Source organism: Adlercreutzia muris (assembly GCF_008831045.1).
Classification (GTDB): domain Bacteria; phylum Actinomycetota; class Coriobacteriia; order Coriobacteriales; family Eggerthellaceae; genus Adlercreutzia; species Adlercreutzia muris.
In genome coordinates this window covers 85,249-103,307 of the sequence record NZ_WAJS01000001.1, presented here as the reverse complement: position 1 = coordinate 103,307, position 18,059 = coordinate 85,249, and the positions used below count along the sequence as shown (strand labels likewise).

Here is an 18,059-nt window from a genome sequence, read left to right as displayed (position 1 = left end):
CGGCTAATCTCGGTCGTAGTTCGCCAGAAAGGCCCGGGTGCGGTCGTGCCGGGGGTTGTTGATGACCTCGCTGGCCGGTCCCTGCTCCACGATAACGCCGCCGTCCATGAAGATGATCTGATCGGCCACGTCGCGGGCAAAGCCCATCTCGTGGGTGACGATCACCATGGTCATATGCTCGGCCGCCAAATCGCGGATAACCTTCAGCACCTCGCGCGTGAGCTCCGGGTCCAGGGCACTCGTCGGCTCGTCGAAGTACAGCACATCGGGGTTCATGGCCATCGCCCGGGCAATGGCCACGCGCTGCTGCTGGCCGCCGGACAGATCGCAGGGCACCATGGATTCCTTATCGGCCAGGCCCATCTTCGCCAGCAGATCGCGCCCCCGGGCCAAAGCCTCGTCCTTCGGCATCTTCTGCACACAGATGAGGGCATCGGTCACATTCTGCAGCACCGTATAGTGCGGAAACAGGTTGAAGTTCTGGAACACGAGCCCATAGCGGGTCTTGGCCTTCGCGATGGTGGCCGCATCTCCGTACACGGCGCGGCCCTCGGCGTTGTTGGAGCACACCACCAAATCGCCGTAGGACAAGTCGCCCGAGTTCAGCGTTTCCAACAGCGCCAGGCAGCGCAGCAGCGTGGACTTCCCGCCGCCCGACGGCCCGATGACCGCCAGCACGTCGCCCTTATTCACCGTCAGCGAGATATCCTTCAGGACCTCGTTGTCCCCGAAGGCCTTCTTGCCGTGGTTCAACGTTACAACAGCGTTAGTCATGATAATAATCCAGCTTCTTCTCGACGCGGTTCAGGATAAACTCGATGACCAGACAGAACACCCAGTAGATGAGAGCGGCGATGGCGTAGGGGATCATGGACACCTCGCTGGCCGCGAGCGCCTTGGCTGCCGAGAACATCTCCATGATGCCGAGCACGAAGGCCAGAGACGTGTCTTTCACCAGGGTGATGATCTCGTTGCCCATGGCCGGCAGAATGCGCTTGATGACCTGGGGCAGCACAATCTTCGTGAAGGTCTGGGCCTTGGAATAGCCCAGCACCGTGGCCGCCTCGTACTGGCCGCGGGGAATGGACTGGATGCCCGAGCGGTAGATTTCCGCGAAGTAGGCCGCATAGTTCAGGATGAAGCCGATGGCGCAGGCCCAGAACTTCCAATCGCTGCCCATGTTCAGGCCGAACAAGTAGTAGGGGCCGAACATGATGGCCATGAGCTGCAGCATGAGCGGCGTGCCGCGCAGGATGGAAATGTAGAGCTGGGCGAGCCAAGCCAAGGGCTTGAACCGGCTCATGCGGGCCAGGGCCACCACAATGCCGAGGGGCAGCGACCCCACGAGCGTAATGACGAAGATTTGGGCCGTCAGCCCGAAGCCTTCCATGAGAATGCCCATCATAACGGGAAATTCCACGCCTCTCCACTTCCTCTCTAGCCGTCCGGCCTACACCCGGGTGCCCATGATACCGCACCCCAGCGCCACGGAGGGCGAAGCCCGTCAGGACTTCGCCCTCCCTATACATTTACTTTCCCGACTCCCGGGGTGCGCCCAAGGAAGTCAGCGAGGTTGCGACCGGCTAGTCAGTCAGCACCCAGTTGTCTTTGTGCCACGAGGGAAAGCCCTGAATGCGAAGGCCAGGTGTCTGTCGGAACCGCAGCGTCGGCGTTGACTAATTGCGAAAGCAATTAGTCAACGAGAACCCAGTTGTCGATGCTGATGCCGTACTCGCCCCACTTCTCGCACAGCTGGGCGATGGTGCCGTCGTCGTACATCTCCTTCAAGGTCTTGTTCACGGCGTCCACCATGGCGGTATCGCCGTCCTTCGCGAAGCCCACGGCGTAGTTCTCGGTGGACAGGGGCTCCAGCTTCACGAACATGTCCGGCTTGGCAGCCATCTGGTAGTCGGCAATGGACAGGTCGCAGGCCACGGCATCCACGGCACCGGACTCCAGCTGCATGAAGGCGTTGTTGTAGTCGCCGATGGTCTGGGCCTTGCCGCCGGCAAAGGTGTCGGCCAGGGCCTTCTGATCGCCCTCGAGCACGTCCAGGGCGGCGGAGTCGGCCTGGGTCATGACGTTCTTGTCGGCCAGATCCTCCAGCTTGCTAATGCCGGAGTCCTTCTTCACCACCACGACCTGCTCGTTGTGCATGTAGGGCTTCGAGAAGGCGTACTTACCCTCACGGCCCTCCATGGTAAATCCGTTCCAGATGCAGTTGATGGTGCCCTGGCCCAAGAGCGCGTCCTTGGCATCCCAGTCGATGGCCTCCAGCTCAAGGTTCCAGCCGTTGCGAGCGGCCACCTCGGTGGCCAGGTCGATATCGAAGCCGGTCAGGTTGCCGTCGTCGCCGATGAAGCCGTAGGGCGGGTAGGCGTTATCGAGACCCACGATAAGCGTGGTGGCCTCGGGATTGGCCGCGGCACCGTTGTCGGCACCGTTGTCGGCCGCGCCATTGTCGCCCGCACCGGCACAACCGGCCAGAAGCGCCGCGCCCAGGCACAGGGTCGCGGCCATGGCCGCCAGTTTCGTCATCTTCTTCATAGGTTCCTCCCTTGAAGGCGGCGAACCCTTCGTTCGCCCCTTGTCCGTTGCTTCCGTCGCACCGCTTATCCGGCGCGTCCGTTCACTTTACCTCTTTAGCGTACTAAAGTACTGAAGTGTTGGCAAGTATAACACGGGAAGCGGCAGAACCCGCTACTTTTTGCGGTTAAAGAGCTTGTTGTTGCCGCTCTTGGAGGCGGAAATCTCCACGAGGCGCGGTTCGAAGTCGAACAGCTCGGCCATGGGGACCACAGGGATGATCTCGATGCACTTCTTCAGGCAGGCATCGGCGCACAGGTTGCACTGGGTGCAGTCGGCCATGGAGAACTCCACATAGCCCCGGGTCTTGTCCGGGTGCACGTCGAGGCTCTTGCGCAGGGCATCGGTGGGACAGAACATCACGCACATGCCGCAGCCGTTGCACTTCTCCACGTCGATCTCAATGTCGCCGAAGATGCGCGTGAACATCTCGGGCACCTCCGGCTCGCCGATGCGGCTCATGGCATCGAGGATCTCCAGGTTGCGCCCAGCTTCAATGGTGGGCATCTTCCCCGCCCCGTTCTTCACGCCGAGCTTCTCCCGCAGGGACTGCTCCTCCTTCTGGAGCTTCAGCTGCTTGAGCTTCTCGTTCACCATTTTCTCGGCCGCCGTCTTCGCCACATCTTTGGCGTAGTGGCCCGTGGAGGTGAAGAACTCACGGCGCGCAGCACCCACGGCCTTGTGCAGATCGGCCACCCTCACGGCCTCGGGGAAGTCGTCGCTGCGGGTGATGGCGGTGGCAGACCCCACGGCCTCCAGCAGCGTGCGGGCAGACTCCACCGTGTCATCGATGCACGGTGCGGCGGCGCGGTACTTGCAGGTACGGCAGGTGCCGTCCACCAGCTGGATGTCCCGAATGCCCCGGGCGGCCAGTTCCACGAGCAGGCGCTCGTCCATGCGAGCCAGGCAGGGCACTACAGCATACTTGTCCGGATCGCCGGTCTGGCGGGCGGCCTTGCGGGCGCAGGCGATCACGGTCACGCCCTCGGCAGCGGCAGTGGCGGTGGCCACAGCAGCAGCCAGCTCCTCTTCCATGGGATCCACCGAAATGAGGGCGCTCGTGGGGCACACCGCAATGCACGCCCCGCACGCCACGCAAGCCCCGGCGTCAATGGCCAGCTCGTTCTTCTCGATCTCAATGGCATCGGCCATGCACACATCGGCGCACTTGCGGCAGGTGGAGTGGCGGTTGCGCACGGCCACGCAGCGGGTGGGCGCCGTAATGACCGCCTTGGTTTCCAAGGCGTCTACCATCTCCATGATATCGTTCAGGTTGGGCATGACGTCCGTTCCTTCCACTTGCGAGCAGGCCGCGCCCCGCGCGCAGGGCCGCGGGTTCCCCTCGGCGGCGCGAGCCGGTTTTTCGTGCGCCCCTATTCTCCCAGATAGGAATCTTCGATGCGAGCCAATTCTTCCGGCGTATTCGCATTGATGAAGCAGCCGCCGCGGGGCTCCACCGCGAGCACCTTGTCCTGAGTGTAGGGAAGCACCGAAAGCTCGGGATCATCGAAGAAGCTCTGCACCCGCTTCTCGCCTCGATCGGCGCGACGGCGCACGGCGGGCATGCAGGTTTCCCGACGGTACATGGCGTGCAGGGGCTCGAAGCCGTGCTTGTTGTGGGGAGCCACCACATCGGCACCGCTCTCGTGCATGGCCAGGGCCTCGGCCACCACCAAGCGGGCGCTGGCGAACACCATATCACAGGCCACCACGGCCACATAGGGATTCTGCGCCGCGGAAAGAGCCGTGTACATGCCGGGAAGGGCCCCGCGCTCGTTGTAGGCGTCGGGCACGAGGCGAATGCTCAAGTCGGGGTACATCTCATGAAGGAACGCCAGGTTGGGGGCCTCGTTGGTGGTGATGATGAGCTCGTCGGCCACCGGCGAGAGCCGCTCCACGAGCCGGCAAATGAGGGGACGGCCGACGAAGGGCACCGTGGCCTTCGAGCGGCCCATGCGCCGCGATTCGCCCCCGGCCTGAATGACCACGGTGACGCGCGGGCGCACGTAGTGCTCGGCCAGGAAATCGGCGAGAGCCGCCGTGTCCTCCAGGCCCAAGGCCGGAATGCCGTAGAGCGCCGCCGCCTCGCGGGCCGCGGGAATGTCGGTGACCACCGCCACGGTGGACGCGGCCGGCATCTTCTCTCGCTCGTCGGCGGCGAAGGGAGCAGCGGCCGGAGCCGGGGAGGAAGCAGGGCTCGAGGGGGCGGGGGCGCCGGCCCCAGCCGTGGCCGCCCCGTCTCCGCGGCCCATCTGCACGTGGTCGGCCCCCAGGGGCACGCCCTCGCGGGCGCCCCGCAGGAACACCTCGGCCGTGTGGGCATCGGCGGCGTTGCCCGCACGCATGACCTCGATGGTGGGCAGGCCGCTCTTGCGATAGCCCTCCACCACCACGATGTCGTGACCGGGCATGGAGCGCACCAGATCGCCGCACTCCTCTTCGCCCTCGATGGTCTTTATGCGCGCCACCTGGCCCGGAGCCGCGATAACCGTCTCGGAGGCGCCGGCGGCGCGATGGCGGTAGGAGTCCTTCCCCGGATAATCGATGTCGAATCCGGCATGGGAATGATGCTTGATGGAGCCCACGTCGTAGCCGCGGTCCACCAACTCGGCGATAAGCTGTTCAATGAGCGTGGTCTTCCCGGAATTGTGTCGCCCCACAATGGCAATGGCCGGGCTCGGTATATCGATCATAGTATCCCTCAACCTCTCTGCGAGCGCCCCGCCTCCCCAGGCCGCAGCACGAATACTGCCGGGTCGCGCCCCCTCGTCATAGTTCCGGGCCAGTATAGCACGAGCGCGGGCCATCACGCCGCCCCGGAGGACAACGAGGGCTGATCGCAAGCGCCGCCCAGCTCCGACCACGGGGGCGGGTCGCGAGCGCCGTCCTGTGCCGCGCTGCGAGGTGAAGCAGGCAGCGCACCGCCAAACCGCCTCGGCGCGTCGCGAGTTCCACCCCCCCCTTGAAAGAAAAGGGCCCGACCACATGGTCGGGCCCGAGGGCTTTCCCTAGCGAGGCCAGGGGTTGTCTCGCCAAAGGAGGAGGCTACTTCAAGCCCTCCACCTCGAAGGAGGCCGCCTCCTCGATGTACTCTTCCACCGGGTTGTCGCCGTAATCGGGCAGGTCGGCGGTGGTCCAGCACTCGCAGGCCGGCATACCGGGCACGCTCGAAGCCAAGAACACCGGGTCTTTGCCCTCCTCGCGCTGACGGGTGTAGTCGGCCAGCGCGGCCAGAGCCCACTTGCCCAGCAGCAGGATGGCCACCAGGTTGATGATGGCCATGAAGCCCATGAAGATGTCGGCCAGGTTCCACGCCAGATCGAAGCTGTTCACACAGCCGTAGAAAATGGCGGCCAAGCACAGCACGCGGAAGACCACCATGCCCCACTTGGTGTTCTTGAAGATGTAGCGGAAGTTCGTCTCGGCGTAGAAGTAGTTGCCAATGAGGCTGGAGAACGCAAAGGCGAAGATGGCGAAGGTGATGAAGTGGATACCCACCTCGCCCACGGCATTGTTCACGGCCAGCTGCACCAGCGGCATGCCGTTCAGGGCCGCGGCGGCCTCGGGGTCCTGCACCCAGAAGATCATGACCATCATGGCCGAGCAGGTGCAGATGAGCAGCGTGTCGATGTACACCGACAGGCTCTGCACGAGGCCCTGCTTCACGGGATGCGACACGCTGGCGGTAGCGGCGGCGTTCGGGGCCGAGCCCATGCCGGCCTCGTTGGAGAACAGGCCGCGCTTGATGCCGAGCATGACCACCGAGCCCGCGAAGCCGCCGGCGATGGACTGGAAGTTGAAGGCCGACTGGAAGATGGTGCCGAACACCGCGGGCAGCTCGCCGATGTTGGTGACCGTGGTCCACACGGCCAGCACGATGTAGGCGATGGCCATGATGGGCACGATGATGGAGGTGATGATGGAAATGCGCTTCGCCCCGCCGAAGATGACGAAAGCGGTGAACACGATGAGCACGATACCCACGCCGATGGCCGTGCCGTTGGTGGCGTAGTCGGGAATGTAGTACTCCAGGGCCGAGGTCATGTTGAAGGCCTGCAGGCCGTTGAAGCCGAAGGCGAAGCACAGGATGAGCGCCCAAGCGAAGATGATGCCGAGCCAGCGCTGGCCCAGACCCTGCTGAATGTAGTAGGCCGGACCGCCCCGGAACTCGCCTTCCTTACCGCGGATCTTGTAGATCTGGGCCAAAGTGGACTCGATGAAGGCCGACGCGGCGCCGATGAGGGCCATGGCCCACATCCAGAAGATGGCGCCCGGACCGCCGGTGGCCACCGCCGTGGCGATGCCGGCGATGTTACCGGTGCCCACACGGGAGGCGGTGGACACCATGAGGGCCTGGAACGACGAGATGGATTTCTCGCCTTCCACGTGCTTCTTCTCCGTCAGCTGGGTGAACATATCCTTGATGTAGCGGATCTGCACGCCCTTGGTGCGGACGGTGAAATAGATGCCGACGAACACGAGCAAGATCACCAGGATGTAGGTGTACATGAACCCACTGATCTCGCCGGTCCATGCAACAAGCATCTCGTTCAAATCGGTCATAGATGCTCCTTTCCGGAACGCGCCGGACATCAAGCCCGTGCGTTCCCAGACGGGGCCCGTCTTTCTGCGCGCGAATCACGGGCAATGCGCACCGTCGGACGGTGTCAGCGTGATTCGCGATAGGAAAACGGCCTCTTGGTCACGGCGCACCGGCCCCTACCGGCGCGAGATAGTGCCCCTATTTTACACGACGGACAACCCCAAACCTCCGAGGTTATCCAGGTATTTCGGAGCAATCCCCTCATCGTACGCCCCACGAGAGCCACGGCACCCTCGAGAGAACCGAACGCGTCCTCGCCGCAAGACAGGAAGAGCGAGGGAAGCCGCCAATGAGTCGGCCGGCCCGCGTGCAACCCCCTACTTCAACGCCGCGGCTACTTTGCGGGCGGCGGCGGTGATGGTGAGGTCGTTCACGTCCACGGTGATGTCGGCGTACTTCTCGTAGAGGGGCAGGCGCTCGTCGTACAGGTCGCGCAGGCTCATGCCGATGCCACCCTTCATGACCACCCCGCGGTCGGAGAAGTCGGCCAGGCGGCACTTCAACTCGTCGAAGTTGATCTTGAGGTACACAATGCGGCCGATCTTGCCGAGGTGCTCCATGGCCGCGTCGCTGTAGACGGCCGAGCCGCCCGTGGCGATGACCGAGTGCTCGAAGCTCATCTCGGAGAGCACCTGGTTCTCGATCTCGATGAAGGCATCGGGGCCCAGCGTATCGATGAGCCGCTGGAGCGACTTGTCGCAGGACTGCTGGATGAGCAGGTCGGCATCGACGAAGTCCATGCAGAGGATCTTCGCCAGTACGATTCCCAACGTGGACTTGCCGGCGCCGGGCATGCCGATGAGTACCACGTTGTCGCGGCCGGGCTCGAAGGACTTCTCTTTCATGGGGCTTCCTTTCTTGTGAGGGCGGCCCGGGGCCGCCAGGACAGATAGGGTCAGGACACCTCGGCGCGATGGTGGGCCGCCCGCAGAGCGTCTCCCAACGTTCGGGACAGGCGCGGCGCCAGGTAGGCCAGCGTGGCTGCCATCGTGGCGGGAACGAGGATGCCGGCGGCCACGGGCTGGCCGGACACGGTGCTGCCCACCTCTTCCCCGTACTCGGAAACGCCGAACAGGTAGGCGTAGATGACCAGCTCGGGGCGGTCGATCTCGGCCCGCACATCGCCATCGCGCAGCCAATTGCGCAGGGCCTTGGCGCGGGCGACGATGTTGTTCCCCTCCACGGAGCGGCGCATGGTGTAGTTGCCGAGCACGGCCGTGGCGCCAGCGGCGGCCAGGGCCAGCAGGGCCGGCAGCCACCCGAGGGCGAAGAAGGAGACAATTGCCAGCAGGGTCACCAGGGCGGCAGCCAGCAGCACCACGCGCTGGGCGCGGCGGCTGCCCCGATCGAAGAAGCAGTAGGGCTCCACCAAGGCCGTGAGCGACAGCTGCCACGCTTGCTCGGCCTGCAGGAACTCGCTCGGATGGGAGCGCGCGAAGGCGGCCGCAGCGCCCACGGAGAGCTCTTCGGCCCCTGCGGCCAGGGTGCGCAGCAGACGCAGCGTGGCGCCGTCGAGGACCGCCTCGGCCTCGGCCGGGGACGTCGTTCGGGCGCCGAGGTCGGGCAGCAGCACGAGGGCCGCCGGGCGCCCGTCGTCGTCGCGACGCACCGTCAGGGCCCCGCGGCGCACCATGTCGAGCACCGTGGCCACCACGTCGTCGGGGCTCTCGTGGTTCCAGCGCCACAGGCGCCCCATGACTGCTGGGGCAAGGCGCGCGTCGGGCACCTCGTCCCCGTAGTCATCGGTGAAGGCCGGCGGCCGCTCGCGACCCCAGCGTCGGTAGACGAGCAGCGCCCCTACGAGCACCACGGCCGCCAGGCCCAGCAGCCCGATGATGAGCCGCAACCGGATAATCGTGCGATACGTATCGCGATCGACCCACTCGGCCTCGTAGCGGGGCGTCCAGGAATACTGGGGGTTGCCCTGATTCGCCAGTCGCGCCTCGTCGCTCAGGTTGGTGAGCCAGTCCACGGGAAAGAGCACCCGGGCCTCGGCGAACTGGGTGGGCTCCACCTCGGGATCGGTGAACGTGATCGACCCGTCCAGGGCGATGGACACCGAGCCGTCCGCCGGCCCATGGCCCCAGGCGTACACGTTGTCCTCAGCCCGCACGGTGTCGTCAGCAGCCAGGGGCAGCACCACCTCGGCCGTCACGTTATCGAGGGCCACGGCGTAGTCCCGCGGCACGTACAGCCATTGGAAATCGGCGGCATCGTCGTAGGCAACCACGGCACCTTCCACCCGATAGGCCACCTCGAACACCACCCGGGAGGGCAGATGACCCACGAAGGCGTACAGCCGGTGCTGGAAGCGGTCGTAGGCCCAGGCGTCGCTCTCGGGGCCGCCCCCTGAGCGCCAGGGCAGCTGGAAGGTAGCCTCGGAAAGGTCCACCCATTCCCCGTCCACGGCCCCCTCGGCATTGGCCGGGGCCATGCGCACCCGTTCCACCACCAAGGCGGCATCCTCGGGAAAGCCCTCGTAGAGCCACTTGAGGGTCTCGCGTTCGGCGCCGTCGAACTCGAAGATACGCTGGTCGACCACGGACACCGAGCCGTCGGTCTGCACCTGGGCCACGAGGTCCACCTCGGTGCAGCGATAGTCGGCCGCCCAGGCCGCAATCGGCGCCACGGCGACCCACAGCAGAGCGAGCACCGCGGCGCCCAGGGCAGCGAGGGGAAGCAGGCTATGTCGCGACCGCTGACGCACTACAGGCTCCGGAACGCCTGCCGCACGTCGTCGAGCACGTCGTTGTCGGCAACGACGATGGCCTTGTCCCCGGGATACAGCAGCGTGTCACCGTTGGCCACTTCCACGTCGCCACCGCTGGACACGGCGGCAATAAGAGCGTTTTCCGGCAGGGGAATCTCCTCGATGAGCACGCCGTCCTCGTTGGAGAAGCGGCGCATGCGCGGCACCGTCACCTCGGCGAGGGCCACATTGCCGTGGGTGAGCGACGACACCACCGACACCGAACCCAGCAGGGCCTCCTCCTCGATGAGGTTCGCGATGAGGGTCGTGGAGGACACGCACTCGATCCCCACCTCACGGAAGATGCGCTGGTTCTTCGGATTGTTCACGCGGGCGATGCAGCGGGGCACATGGAACACCCGCTGAGCGATCTCGCAGGACACCAGGTTGGAGTCGTCCTGACCCGTGGTGGCCACGAACACGTCGGCCGTGCGAATGCCCGCGTCCTCCTGATAGCGGGAATCGCAGCCGTCGCCGTGAATGACCAGGTAGCGGCCTTCCAACTGCACCGACAGGCGGTCGGCCGTAGCCAGCTTCTGCTCGATTACGGCCACCTCGTTGCCGCTCTTCAGCATGATGGAGGCCAAGTAGGAACCGATTTTGCCGCCGCCGGCAATGACAATGTACATGGGACGTCCTTAATCCAGGATATAGCGCGAGAACTGGGAGATCACATCGTGGCGCACGCAGGCGAGAATGGAGTCGCCGGCGTAGAGCAGGGAATCGGCTGTCGGAATAGAGGAAGCCGAGCCGTCGGCCCGCTCGAAGGCGATGATGCGCACCTCGTGATCGCGCTCCAGCTCGGACACGCGCACGGTGCGGGCGTTGTCGCGGCTCGACAGATCCAGGGTGAAGCGCAGCACTTCGAATTCCCCGAAGGTATCGATGTGGGAGCCGTGGCCCGACACGATCTTGCTGAACACATCCTCGGCCACGAGCGACGTGCCGCACACGTAGTCGATGCCGAGCTGCATGTAGGCCCGTTCGTGGTCGGGATTATAGAGGCGGGAAATGACATGGGGCACGCCGAACAGATGGTTGGCCACCTCGGCGCACATGAGGTTCGCGTTGTCGAACTGAGTCACGGCCGCCAGCACGTCGCACTCCTCCACGCCGGCCCGTAGCAGCACGTCCTCGTCGAAGCCCACGCCCTGCACGGTGCTGCCGTTGAAGTTGCGCCCCAAGTTCGCGAAGGCGTCGGCGTTCTTGTCGATGACGCAGACGTTGCTGCCGTTGTCGGACAGCATGTTGGCCAGCTGCGACCCCACGCGCCCGCAGCCCACGACAATGACGTTGCTCATAGCCCGCAGTCCTCCCTTACCAAGCCGATGGTGAACTCATTATAGGCACGCGAGCGCCCATGGAATACAGCAACGCCCGCGACCGACCATGCCCCTATACAAGAAAATGGCCGAAGCCATTTTCTCATTCTTTTAGATCTGCTGCATCTGGCCGAGCGTATCTCTGTACCAGTTGTCATAATTCGGGGGGCAATAGCGCATGGCGTACGAGTAGCTGATGGTGAAGCCGTAGCCGCGGGCCAAGCCGGCCACATGGGCGCGAATGGCCGTATCCCAGTCGGGCCAGTGGGTCTGGTCCCAGCCCCAGGCGTTATGGGACTTGAAGCACACGCGGCCCTTGGTGGATTCGGTGTTGGAAATGGCCGGCGACCAGCGCGGATCGATGCCCGCTTCCCAGGCGGCCTCGGCGAAGGTAGAGCCATGGCCGGCCAGGGGGCTTCCGAACAGATAGTCATCGATGCGCTCGGTCCATTCGGCGACGAAGGCCTCGCGGCCGACGGAGAAGTCGACATCGCCGGCGGGCAGGGAACCGAAGGTGGCGTAGTACTCAGAGCGGGTGGCGTCAGCCCGGGCGATGGCGCGTTGCTCGGCGGCACGGGCCTCCTCCTCGGCGGCAATGCGGGCGGCCTCTTCCTCGGCGGCAATCTCGTCGATGCCGGCGCTCACGTCGCGGGAGGACGCAGTCTGAAGAGAGGCGGCCTCGGCCACGTCTTCCACAGCCAGCATATCGGCATTGGATTTATCCTGCACCGTTTCGGGGGAGACCTCGCCCTCGGGGCGGTTCTCGGAGCTCATGCGCTCCAGACCGAAGGTGGTGGCGTTCGTATCGTGGGAACCTGCGGAGGCCCATCCGAACCCGAGGAAGCCCACAGCCAGCACCGACAGCACGCAGGCGGCAGCCATCGTCAGAACGACGACCCCCCGATGACTCTGCTTGCGACGAGTAACCACTTGCTTCCTTTCATGACAGCACGAAACCAGCCGCAGAAGCGGCAGCAGCGTGCTGGATTAAGGTGGGTGGTTTGCTGCAAGATGTTTGCGCTCTATGTTGTTTTCGACAGGGCGTATTTTAGCGTAGTTGGCCGCTGGCGCAAAAGCGGCAACGGCCGATGTTCACGTTTTGTTCGCTTGACAAAGCGATTCCCTCAGGTTCCCGCAGGTAGAGTGTGCGAGAAGCCTAGACGGTTGCGGAGGCGCCTCCACAACTTTCGTCGGTGATTTTGCGCACCCGAATGACCGAGATACGGCTGCGGCGCATCTTCTCCACTTTGAAGGAGAAGCCGTCCACGACGAACTCGTCCCCCACCTTCGGCACGAAGTCCAGGGTGTGGATGAGCCAGCCGGCCACGGTCTCGTAATCGTCGGACTCCTCCATGGGCCAGCCCAGCTCCACGGCATCTTCCACGGGGAAGCGCCCGTCGCAGCGCCACTGGTCGGGGCCGACGGCGCTTACGAGCTCGCGGTCGCGGTCGGTCTCGTCCACGATCTCGCCGATGATCTCCTCTACGATGTCTTCCATGGTGATAAGGCCGTCGGTGCCGCCGTACTCGTCCACTACGATGGCCATCTGCATGCGGGCCTCCTGCAGCTCGGAGAGCAGAGCCAGCACGTTCTTGGTCTCGGGCACATACAGCGGCTCGAACATGTAGTCGGACACGGGGCCTTCCATGCGACCGTCCATGAGCGGACCCATGAGGTCCTTGTAGTTCACGATGCCGATGACGTCGTCCACTTCCTCGTGGTACACCGGCAAGCGGGAGTAGCCGGTGCCGCGCATGCGCTCCAAGGCGGTGCGGGCCGGCTCCACATCTTCGGCCATGATCATGTCCACGCGGGGCTTCATGATCTCGCGCACGGTCATGTCGGCCAGGTCGAGGATGTCGTTGATCATGCGCTTCTCGTCGTCGAGGAGCTCGTCGTTGTCGGCCACCATGTCCTTGATCTCGTCTTCGGACACGGTGTCGCGGCGGCCCGGCTTCAGAAACTCGAGGAAGCCCGGCTTGGGTGATATGTCGTCTGTCTTAGCCATGGCGGGTACTTTACCATATTTCGGCCGCAAAACAGCGGGGGCGGCCCGAGACCGCCCCCGTAAGTTTCGCTTTTGATTGCTCGCCGGCAGCGCTACGAGCCGCAGACCTGGTTGCCGCCTGGCTTCAGCCAGTCGAGCCACGCCGCGGCGTCTTCCGCCGGCACGTCCACGAGCGTCGTGGTGGTGCCCCCCTGGCCGGCGGCCGTGGTGGCCAGCAGCGTGCGGGTGCCGGCACGGCGCTGCAGCGGGTTGCTGCGGGCGCAGCCGAACTGGATCTTCTGGCGGGGGAAACTGATGGTGGTGCGCGACAGACCCCCGTTGCTCACCTGCATGAAGCGGCGGTTGAAGGCGAAGCTGGACTCGCGGGCCCACAGCACCGCGCCGATGATGTCGATGACGAAGAGGATAGCGGCCCAGACGAACAGGCCCATAGCCGCCACAGAGCCCATGGACAGAAGGAACAAGTCGTCGCTCTCGAGGTACAGCGCTCCCGATTCGGCGGCGGCGCCCACGGCCGCAAGGACCGCTGTCAAGATCGCGGCCGCCACGGCGCACCAGAAGCCGCCGCCCTGTACGACGGCACGGCGAATGAGGGCCCGGCGCAGAGCCACCTTAGCCACGGGCTTCGCATCCTGGGGCAGGTCGGCGAACTCAGGAATGAGGCCGGCCAAAATCTCCGGCACGCGGCTGACCTTCACGAAGGGGTGCACCACCAGGCCCTTGTTCAGCAGCTCGTTGGCGTTCTGGTTGTTGTTGGCGCTCTCGCCCTCGGCGGCGTCGATCTTGCCCAGGGATATCTCGCAATAGCCGAGCAGACGGCGAATGAAGGTCTGGTTGATGCTGACCGACTGCACGCGATCTACGGCAAGGCCCTGGAAGCTGTGCTTGAGCAGGCCGTATTCCACTTCGATGCGGTTGTCGCGGCGGCGCGCCTTGAAGCCGCCGTAGCTCACGCAGGTGCCGAGAGCCGACAACAGCCACAGCACGAGCAGCACCACGATGAACGGCACGACGACCAGCCCGACGACCGCGCCCATGGCCTGGGAGGTGGCATAGCTGACGGCGCTGGCCACCACGCTGTTCGCCGCATCGCCGAACAGCTCGAAGGCGTTGCCCACCAGCTGCAAGAGACCGACGATCAGACCGAGAAGGATGAGGCCTGCCGAGGTGGAGCCCGAAAGGCCCGTGAGGAAGAGCTCCTTGTTGGTGAGGCCGTACTCGTAGGTGACGCGGCCCGTGTCCACATCGGCGCCGGCGAACAGGCCGCCCACCTCGTCCCATGCCTGCGAACCGATGTCGAGCACGTTGCCGAACGCGGGCTGACCGACCGGGGCCGGGGCGCCGGGGGCTGCGGCACCCGCGGCGATGCCGGGGGCGGGGGCGACCGCAGGGCTGGCGGCGGGAGCAGCGGGGCTGGCCGCAGCGGAGGCGCTCGGGGCACCGGGAACAGTCACGGCAGTTCCGACCACACCGGCGGCCACGGCAGCCAGGTGGTTCTTGCGGTTGTACAGCTCGGCGCGCAGCCATTCTGCCTGCTGCTTGGTCACATAAGGTACGGTGATGGCCTTGTTCGAGGCACCACCGGCCGTGTCGATGAGCACCGTGCACACCCCGAAGATGCGCTGGAGCAGCGTGGCCCGCTGATCGATGGACTGCACACGCTGGTAGGGCACGTGCACGCGCTTCTTGCTGAACACGCCGGAGCAGAGGGTGAACTCTTCGGGTCCTACGATGAAGTACAGGTGCTTGTAGCTGACAACCCGCATGGCCACCACAATGCCGACGACCACGAGGATGGCGAGGAGCGACCCGCCGGCTACGAGGGCCAGGGCCAGGCCCGTAGGGAGGCCGTCGAGGCCTCCATCGGCGATGACCCCGACGATGGTGGAGAAGTTCGTCACCAGAACAGCCAGGGCAACCACCACCAGGGTGCGGATGCTCTCGAGCCACATGTAACTGTGGTGGACGTGGTGCTTCACCGGCTCAGCGCCCTCGGGCTGAGGCGCGGGCTGCGGTTGCTGGGGTTGCTGCGGGGCCTCCATTAGACATCCTCTCGGGCCAGACGGGCCAGCTCGGCGGCGCGGTCGCGCAGCAGGTCGGCCTCTTCGTTGCCCAGGCCGGGAATCTCGTGCTCACCGGCGGCCGTGGCCACGGTGACGCTGGACAGCCCGAAGGCCCGCAGCACCGGTCCTTGGCGCGTATCGGTGTTCTGCACGCGGATGAACGGGATGATGAAGCGCTTGCGCCAGAAGATGCCCCGGGCGATGTCCAGGTAGTCGTCGGTCAGCTCGTAGCGCCAGCGGGCATAGCGAATGGGCGGCAACACCACGACGAAGAACACGAACAGCGCCGCGAAGACCACGGCCACCATAAGGGCCACGAACCCCGCCCAGGTCTCCGACGGCTCAACTGCCGCAATGATCGCAAACGGCGCGAAGCAGCATAGGAACGCGATGACGATCCAAATAGCGTCGCTGATGCGCCACACGTTCTTGATGCGCGGATTCAACTGGTTAGCGGGCATCTCTCTCATATATGTCCTTTCGCCCCTCGCGGGGCGCCGCCAACGACGCTCACCGCTGCTTGAAAATGCGCTGACCATACTACCCCACTTTCAGCAATTCTCGCGAAAACTTAATACTTGCTCGACCTTGGAGGAAATCCATGACCAGCTTCGTTTGACGCAATCTCCCCTATTTGCGCGAGATTTGGAGTTATGAGCGTCACACAGCCCTTCGAGACTCTAAGATTTAATGAATTTCAATAAAACCGTCCTCCTTTTCTTTCGGAAGACGCTCATAACTCTAAATCTCGTGCAAAAAACAGGGGTCGGCCCGACCAACATCGCCGGCAGGCCGCTTACGCTCTTGTAAGAGTGCGCGGTCGCCGTTCCCGCGACAGGGGCATCGCGGTAGAATGGGCAGGCTGGCAATCGCCCCCGGGATGCCGGGGGGCAAGATGAAGGAGGCGGCCGCCATGGCCCAGCGCATCTATATCATCGAAGACGACGTGGCCCTGCGCACGGAATTGGCCCACGTGCTGGAACTTTCCGGCTTTGCCGTGGGCGTCTACGAGGGAAGTTGGGCCGACACCGCCGCCCGGGCCCTGGCCGCCGAGCCCGACTGCATCGTGCTCGACCTGAAGCTGCCCGGTGCCGACGGCCATTCCATCTGCCGCGACATTCGGGCGAACAGCTCGGTGCCCATTCTCATGCTCACCTCCTCGGAAAGCGAGTTCGACGAAGTGATGGCCATGAACCTGGGGGCTGACGACTACGTGACCAAACCCTACCGCCCTGCCGTGCTGCTGGCCCACCTGCAGGCCCTGCTGCGGCGCAGCGCAGGACCAGCGGCGGATATGACGATGCGCCACAAGGGCGTCACTTTGAACATTGGCGCCGGCACCGTCTCCTTCAACGACCGCACCGCCGAGCTTACCCGCAACGAGTTGCGCATCCTGCAGACGCTCATGCGGAATCCGGGCGTCGTGGTGCCGCGCAGCGAGATTATGTGCGCGCTGTGGGAGTCGGATGCCTTCATCGACGACAACACCCTCACCGTGAATGTGAATCGCCTGCGCAAGACGCTGGCCTCCCTTGGCGTGCCCGACGACTTCCTCGTAACGCGCCGTGGCGTGGGGTACGCCGTATGAGCCAGCCGCCCCACTGCTCCCTCGCTGGCGACGACTTCTCCATCGAAGACCTCGCCGCCTTCACGCCCGCCGCCTATGTGCGCGACAACATGCTGGGGCTGGCGGCGCTGGTGCTGAGCCTCGTAAGCCTCGTGCTCATCCTGCCCGCCCTCGGCGTGAACTCATCGGGCGTGCTGCTGGTGGCCGACATCCTCACCCTGCTGGCTGTGGGCGCCGGCTTTCTGGACTACCGCCGCAAAGCCGCCTTCTACCACGAGTTGCGAGGGTTGCTCGCCTCGCTGCGGCAAGCCCGCGTACTGCCGGCTCTCGTCGCCGAACCCGCCTTCCTGGAAGGGCAGATTGCCTACGGAACCGCGGCCCGCATCAGCTCGCTTGCCGCCGCGGAAACCGACAAGCTCCAGGAAGACGCTGCGGCCTACCGTCGCTACATCGAGTTGTGGATCCACGAGACGAAGACGCCCATTGCCGCGATAAAGCTCATGCTCGCCAATGAGCCGAGCACCCAGTCGGCGAAAATCGCCCGCGAGCTCGAGCGCATCGAGGCTCAGGTGGACCAGGCGCTGTACTATGCTCGATCGACCTCGGTGGAGCGCGACTATGCCATCCGCGAGGTGAGCCTGGGCGGGGCAGCGCGCGAGGCGTGCAAGCGCAACACGCGCTTCCTCATCGAACGCGGGGCACTCCCCGCCTTCAACATTCCCGAGACCATGACGGTGCTGGCCGACGAACCGTGGCTCGTGTTCATCCTGGGGCAGGTGGTGGTGAACGCCGCGAAATACGGCGCCACGAGCATCGAGTTCACCGCGCGCGAGGAAGAGTCCGGCACCCCGCGGGGCCGCACGGTGCTGGAGGTGCGCGACAACGGCTGCGGCATTCCCGCCGCCGACGTGCCCCGCGTATTCGAGCGCGGCTTCACCGGCCAGGTCGGCCGCACCCACGGATCGGCCACGGGCATGGGGCTGTACCTGGTGGCCAGCTTGTGCGCCTCCATGGGCCTGCACGTGGGCCTGGCCAGCGAAGAGGGCACCGGCACCCGCGTCATCCTCACCTTCCCCCACGACCGCACCCGCAAAGAACTCTACGGCTCGTAAGGGCCGCGCTCCCCTCAGCCGCGCAGGTAGAATCAGGTAGAATCAGGTA

The 18,059-nt window shown here is 64.9% G+C and carries 16 protein-coding genes; 2 read left to right on the top strand and 14 right to left on the bottom strand.

From position 1 onward, the window contains the following. Positions 1-3 precede the first annotated feature (3 nt). From F8D48_RS00460 to F8D48_RS00395, 14 genes are all read right to left on the bottom strand, one after another. Positions 4-774, bottom strand: a complete 771-nt coding sequence (locus F8D48_RS00460) for an amino acid ABC transporter ATP-binding protein (RefSeq protein ID WP_135970632.1) — start codon at positions 772-774, stop codon at positions 4-6. Then, positions 767-1,420, bottom strand: a complete 654-nt coding sequence (locus F8D48_RS00455) for an amino acid ABC transporter permease (RefSeq protein WP_135970631.1) — start codon at positions 1,418-1,420, stop codon at positions 767-769. The genes F8D48_RS00460 and F8D48_RS00455 overlap by 8 nt, the downstream gene beginning before the upstream one ends. Positions 1,421-1,692: 272 nt before the next feature. Next, positions 1,693-2,547 (bottom strand): transporter substrate-binding domain-containing protein, encoded by an 855-nt coding sequence (locus F8D48_RS00450; protein WP_151429511.1) that lies wholly within the window; start codon positions 2,545-2,547, stop codon positions 1,693-1,695. Positions 2,548-2,700: 153 nt separating this feature from the next. Next, positions 2,701-3,867: a 4Fe-4S binding protein gene (locus F8D48_RS00445; RefSeq protein ID WP_151429510.1), complete on the bottom strand. Its 1,167-nt coding sequence runs from the start codon at positions 3,865-3,867 to the stop codon at positions 2,701-2,703. Between the two features lie 92 nt (positions 3,868-3,959). Next, positions 3,960-5,279: a molybdopterin-guanine dinucleotide biosynthesis protein B gene (mobB, locus tag F8D48_RS00440; RefSeq protein WP_151429509.1), complete on the bottom strand. Its 1,320-nt coding sequence runs from the start codon at positions 5,277-5,279 to the stop codon at positions 3,960-3,962. Positions 5,280-5,631: 352 nt separating this feature from the next. Further along, positions 5,632-7,149, bottom strand: a complete 1,518-nt coding sequence (locus F8D48_RS00435) for an alanine/glycine:cation symporter family protein (protein ID WP_135970627.1) — start codon at positions 7,147-7,149, stop codon at positions 5,632-5,634. Positions 7,150-7,506: 357 nt separating this feature from the next. Further along, positions 7,507-8,034 carry a shikimate kinase gene (locus F8D48_RS00430; protein ID WP_135970626.1) on the bottom strand — a complete coding sequence of 176 codons (528 nt, stop codon included), beginning with the start codon at positions 8,032-8,034 and terminating at the stop codon, positions 7,507-7,509. A gap of 50 nt (positions 8,035-8,084) precedes the next feature. Then, entirely contained in the window at positions 8,085-9,896 is a 1,812-nt protein-coding gene (locus tag F8D48_RS00425; RefSeq protein WP_151429508.1) for a DUF2207 family protein, read from the bottom strand. Next, entirely contained in the window at positions 9,896-10,567 is a 672-nt protein-coding gene (locus F8D48_RS00420; protein ID WP_135970624.1) for a potassium channel family protein, read from the bottom strand. Before F8D48_RS00420 ends, F8D48_RS00425 begins: the two co-directional genes overlap by 1 nt. Positions 10,568-10,576: 9 nt before the next feature. After that, on the bottom strand, positions 10,577-11,239 hold the full coding sequence (locus tag F8D48_RS00415; protein WP_135970623.1) for a potassium channel family protein: 663 nt from the start codon (positions 11,237-11,239) through the stop codon (positions 10,577-10,579). 132 nt (positions 11,240-11,371) lie between these two features. After that, positions 11,372-12,190 carry a CMP-2-keto-3-deoxyoctulosonic acid synthetase gene (locus F8D48_RS00410; RefSeq protein WP_151429507.1) on the bottom strand — a complete coding sequence of 273 codons (819 nt, stop codon included), beginning with the start codon at positions 12,188-12,190 and terminating at the stop codon, positions 11,372-11,374. Positions 12,191-12,416: 226 nt separating this feature from the next. After that, positions 12,417-13,268, bottom strand: coding sequence for a hemolysin family protein (locus F8D48_RS00405; RefSeq protein WP_151429506.1), 852 nt, complete (start codon positions 13,266-13,268; stop codon positions 12,417-12,419). A gap of 92 nt (positions 13,269-13,360) precedes the next feature. Next, positions 13,361-15,310 carry a PH domain-containing protein gene (locus tag F8D48_RS00400; RefSeq protein ID WP_151429505.1) on the bottom strand — a complete coding sequence of 650 codons (1,950 nt, stop codon included), beginning with the start codon at positions 15,308-15,310 and terminating at the stop codon, positions 13,361-13,363. Continuing rightward, positions 15,310-15,801, bottom strand: a complete 492-nt coding sequence (locus tag F8D48_RS00395) for a PH domain-containing protein (protein ID WP_028027793.1) — start codon at positions 15,799-15,801, stop codon at positions 15,310-15,312. Before F8D48_RS00395 ends, F8D48_RS00400 begins: the two co-directional genes overlap by 1 nt. Positions 15,802-16,244: 443 nt before the next feature. Here F8D48_RS00395 and F8D48_RS00390 point away from each other — a divergent pair, with 443 nt between their 5' ends. Together F8D48_RS00390 and F8D48_RS00385 are read left to right on the top strand one after the other, a co-directional pair. Next, positions 16,245-16,919 (top strand): response regulator transcription factor, encoded by a 675-nt coding sequence (locus tag F8D48_RS00390; protein ID WP_151429504.1) that lies wholly within the window; start codon positions 16,245-16,247, stop codon positions 16,917-16,919. Further along, a complete protein-coding gene (locus F8D48_RS00385) occupies positions 16,916-18,010 on the top strand; it encodes a sensor histidine kinase (RefSeq protein WP_151429503.1) in 1,095 nt (364 codons plus the stop codon). The genes F8D48_RS00390 and F8D48_RS00385 overlap by 4 nt, the downstream gene beginning before the upstream one ends. Positions 18,011-18,059 lie beyond the last annotated feature (49 nt).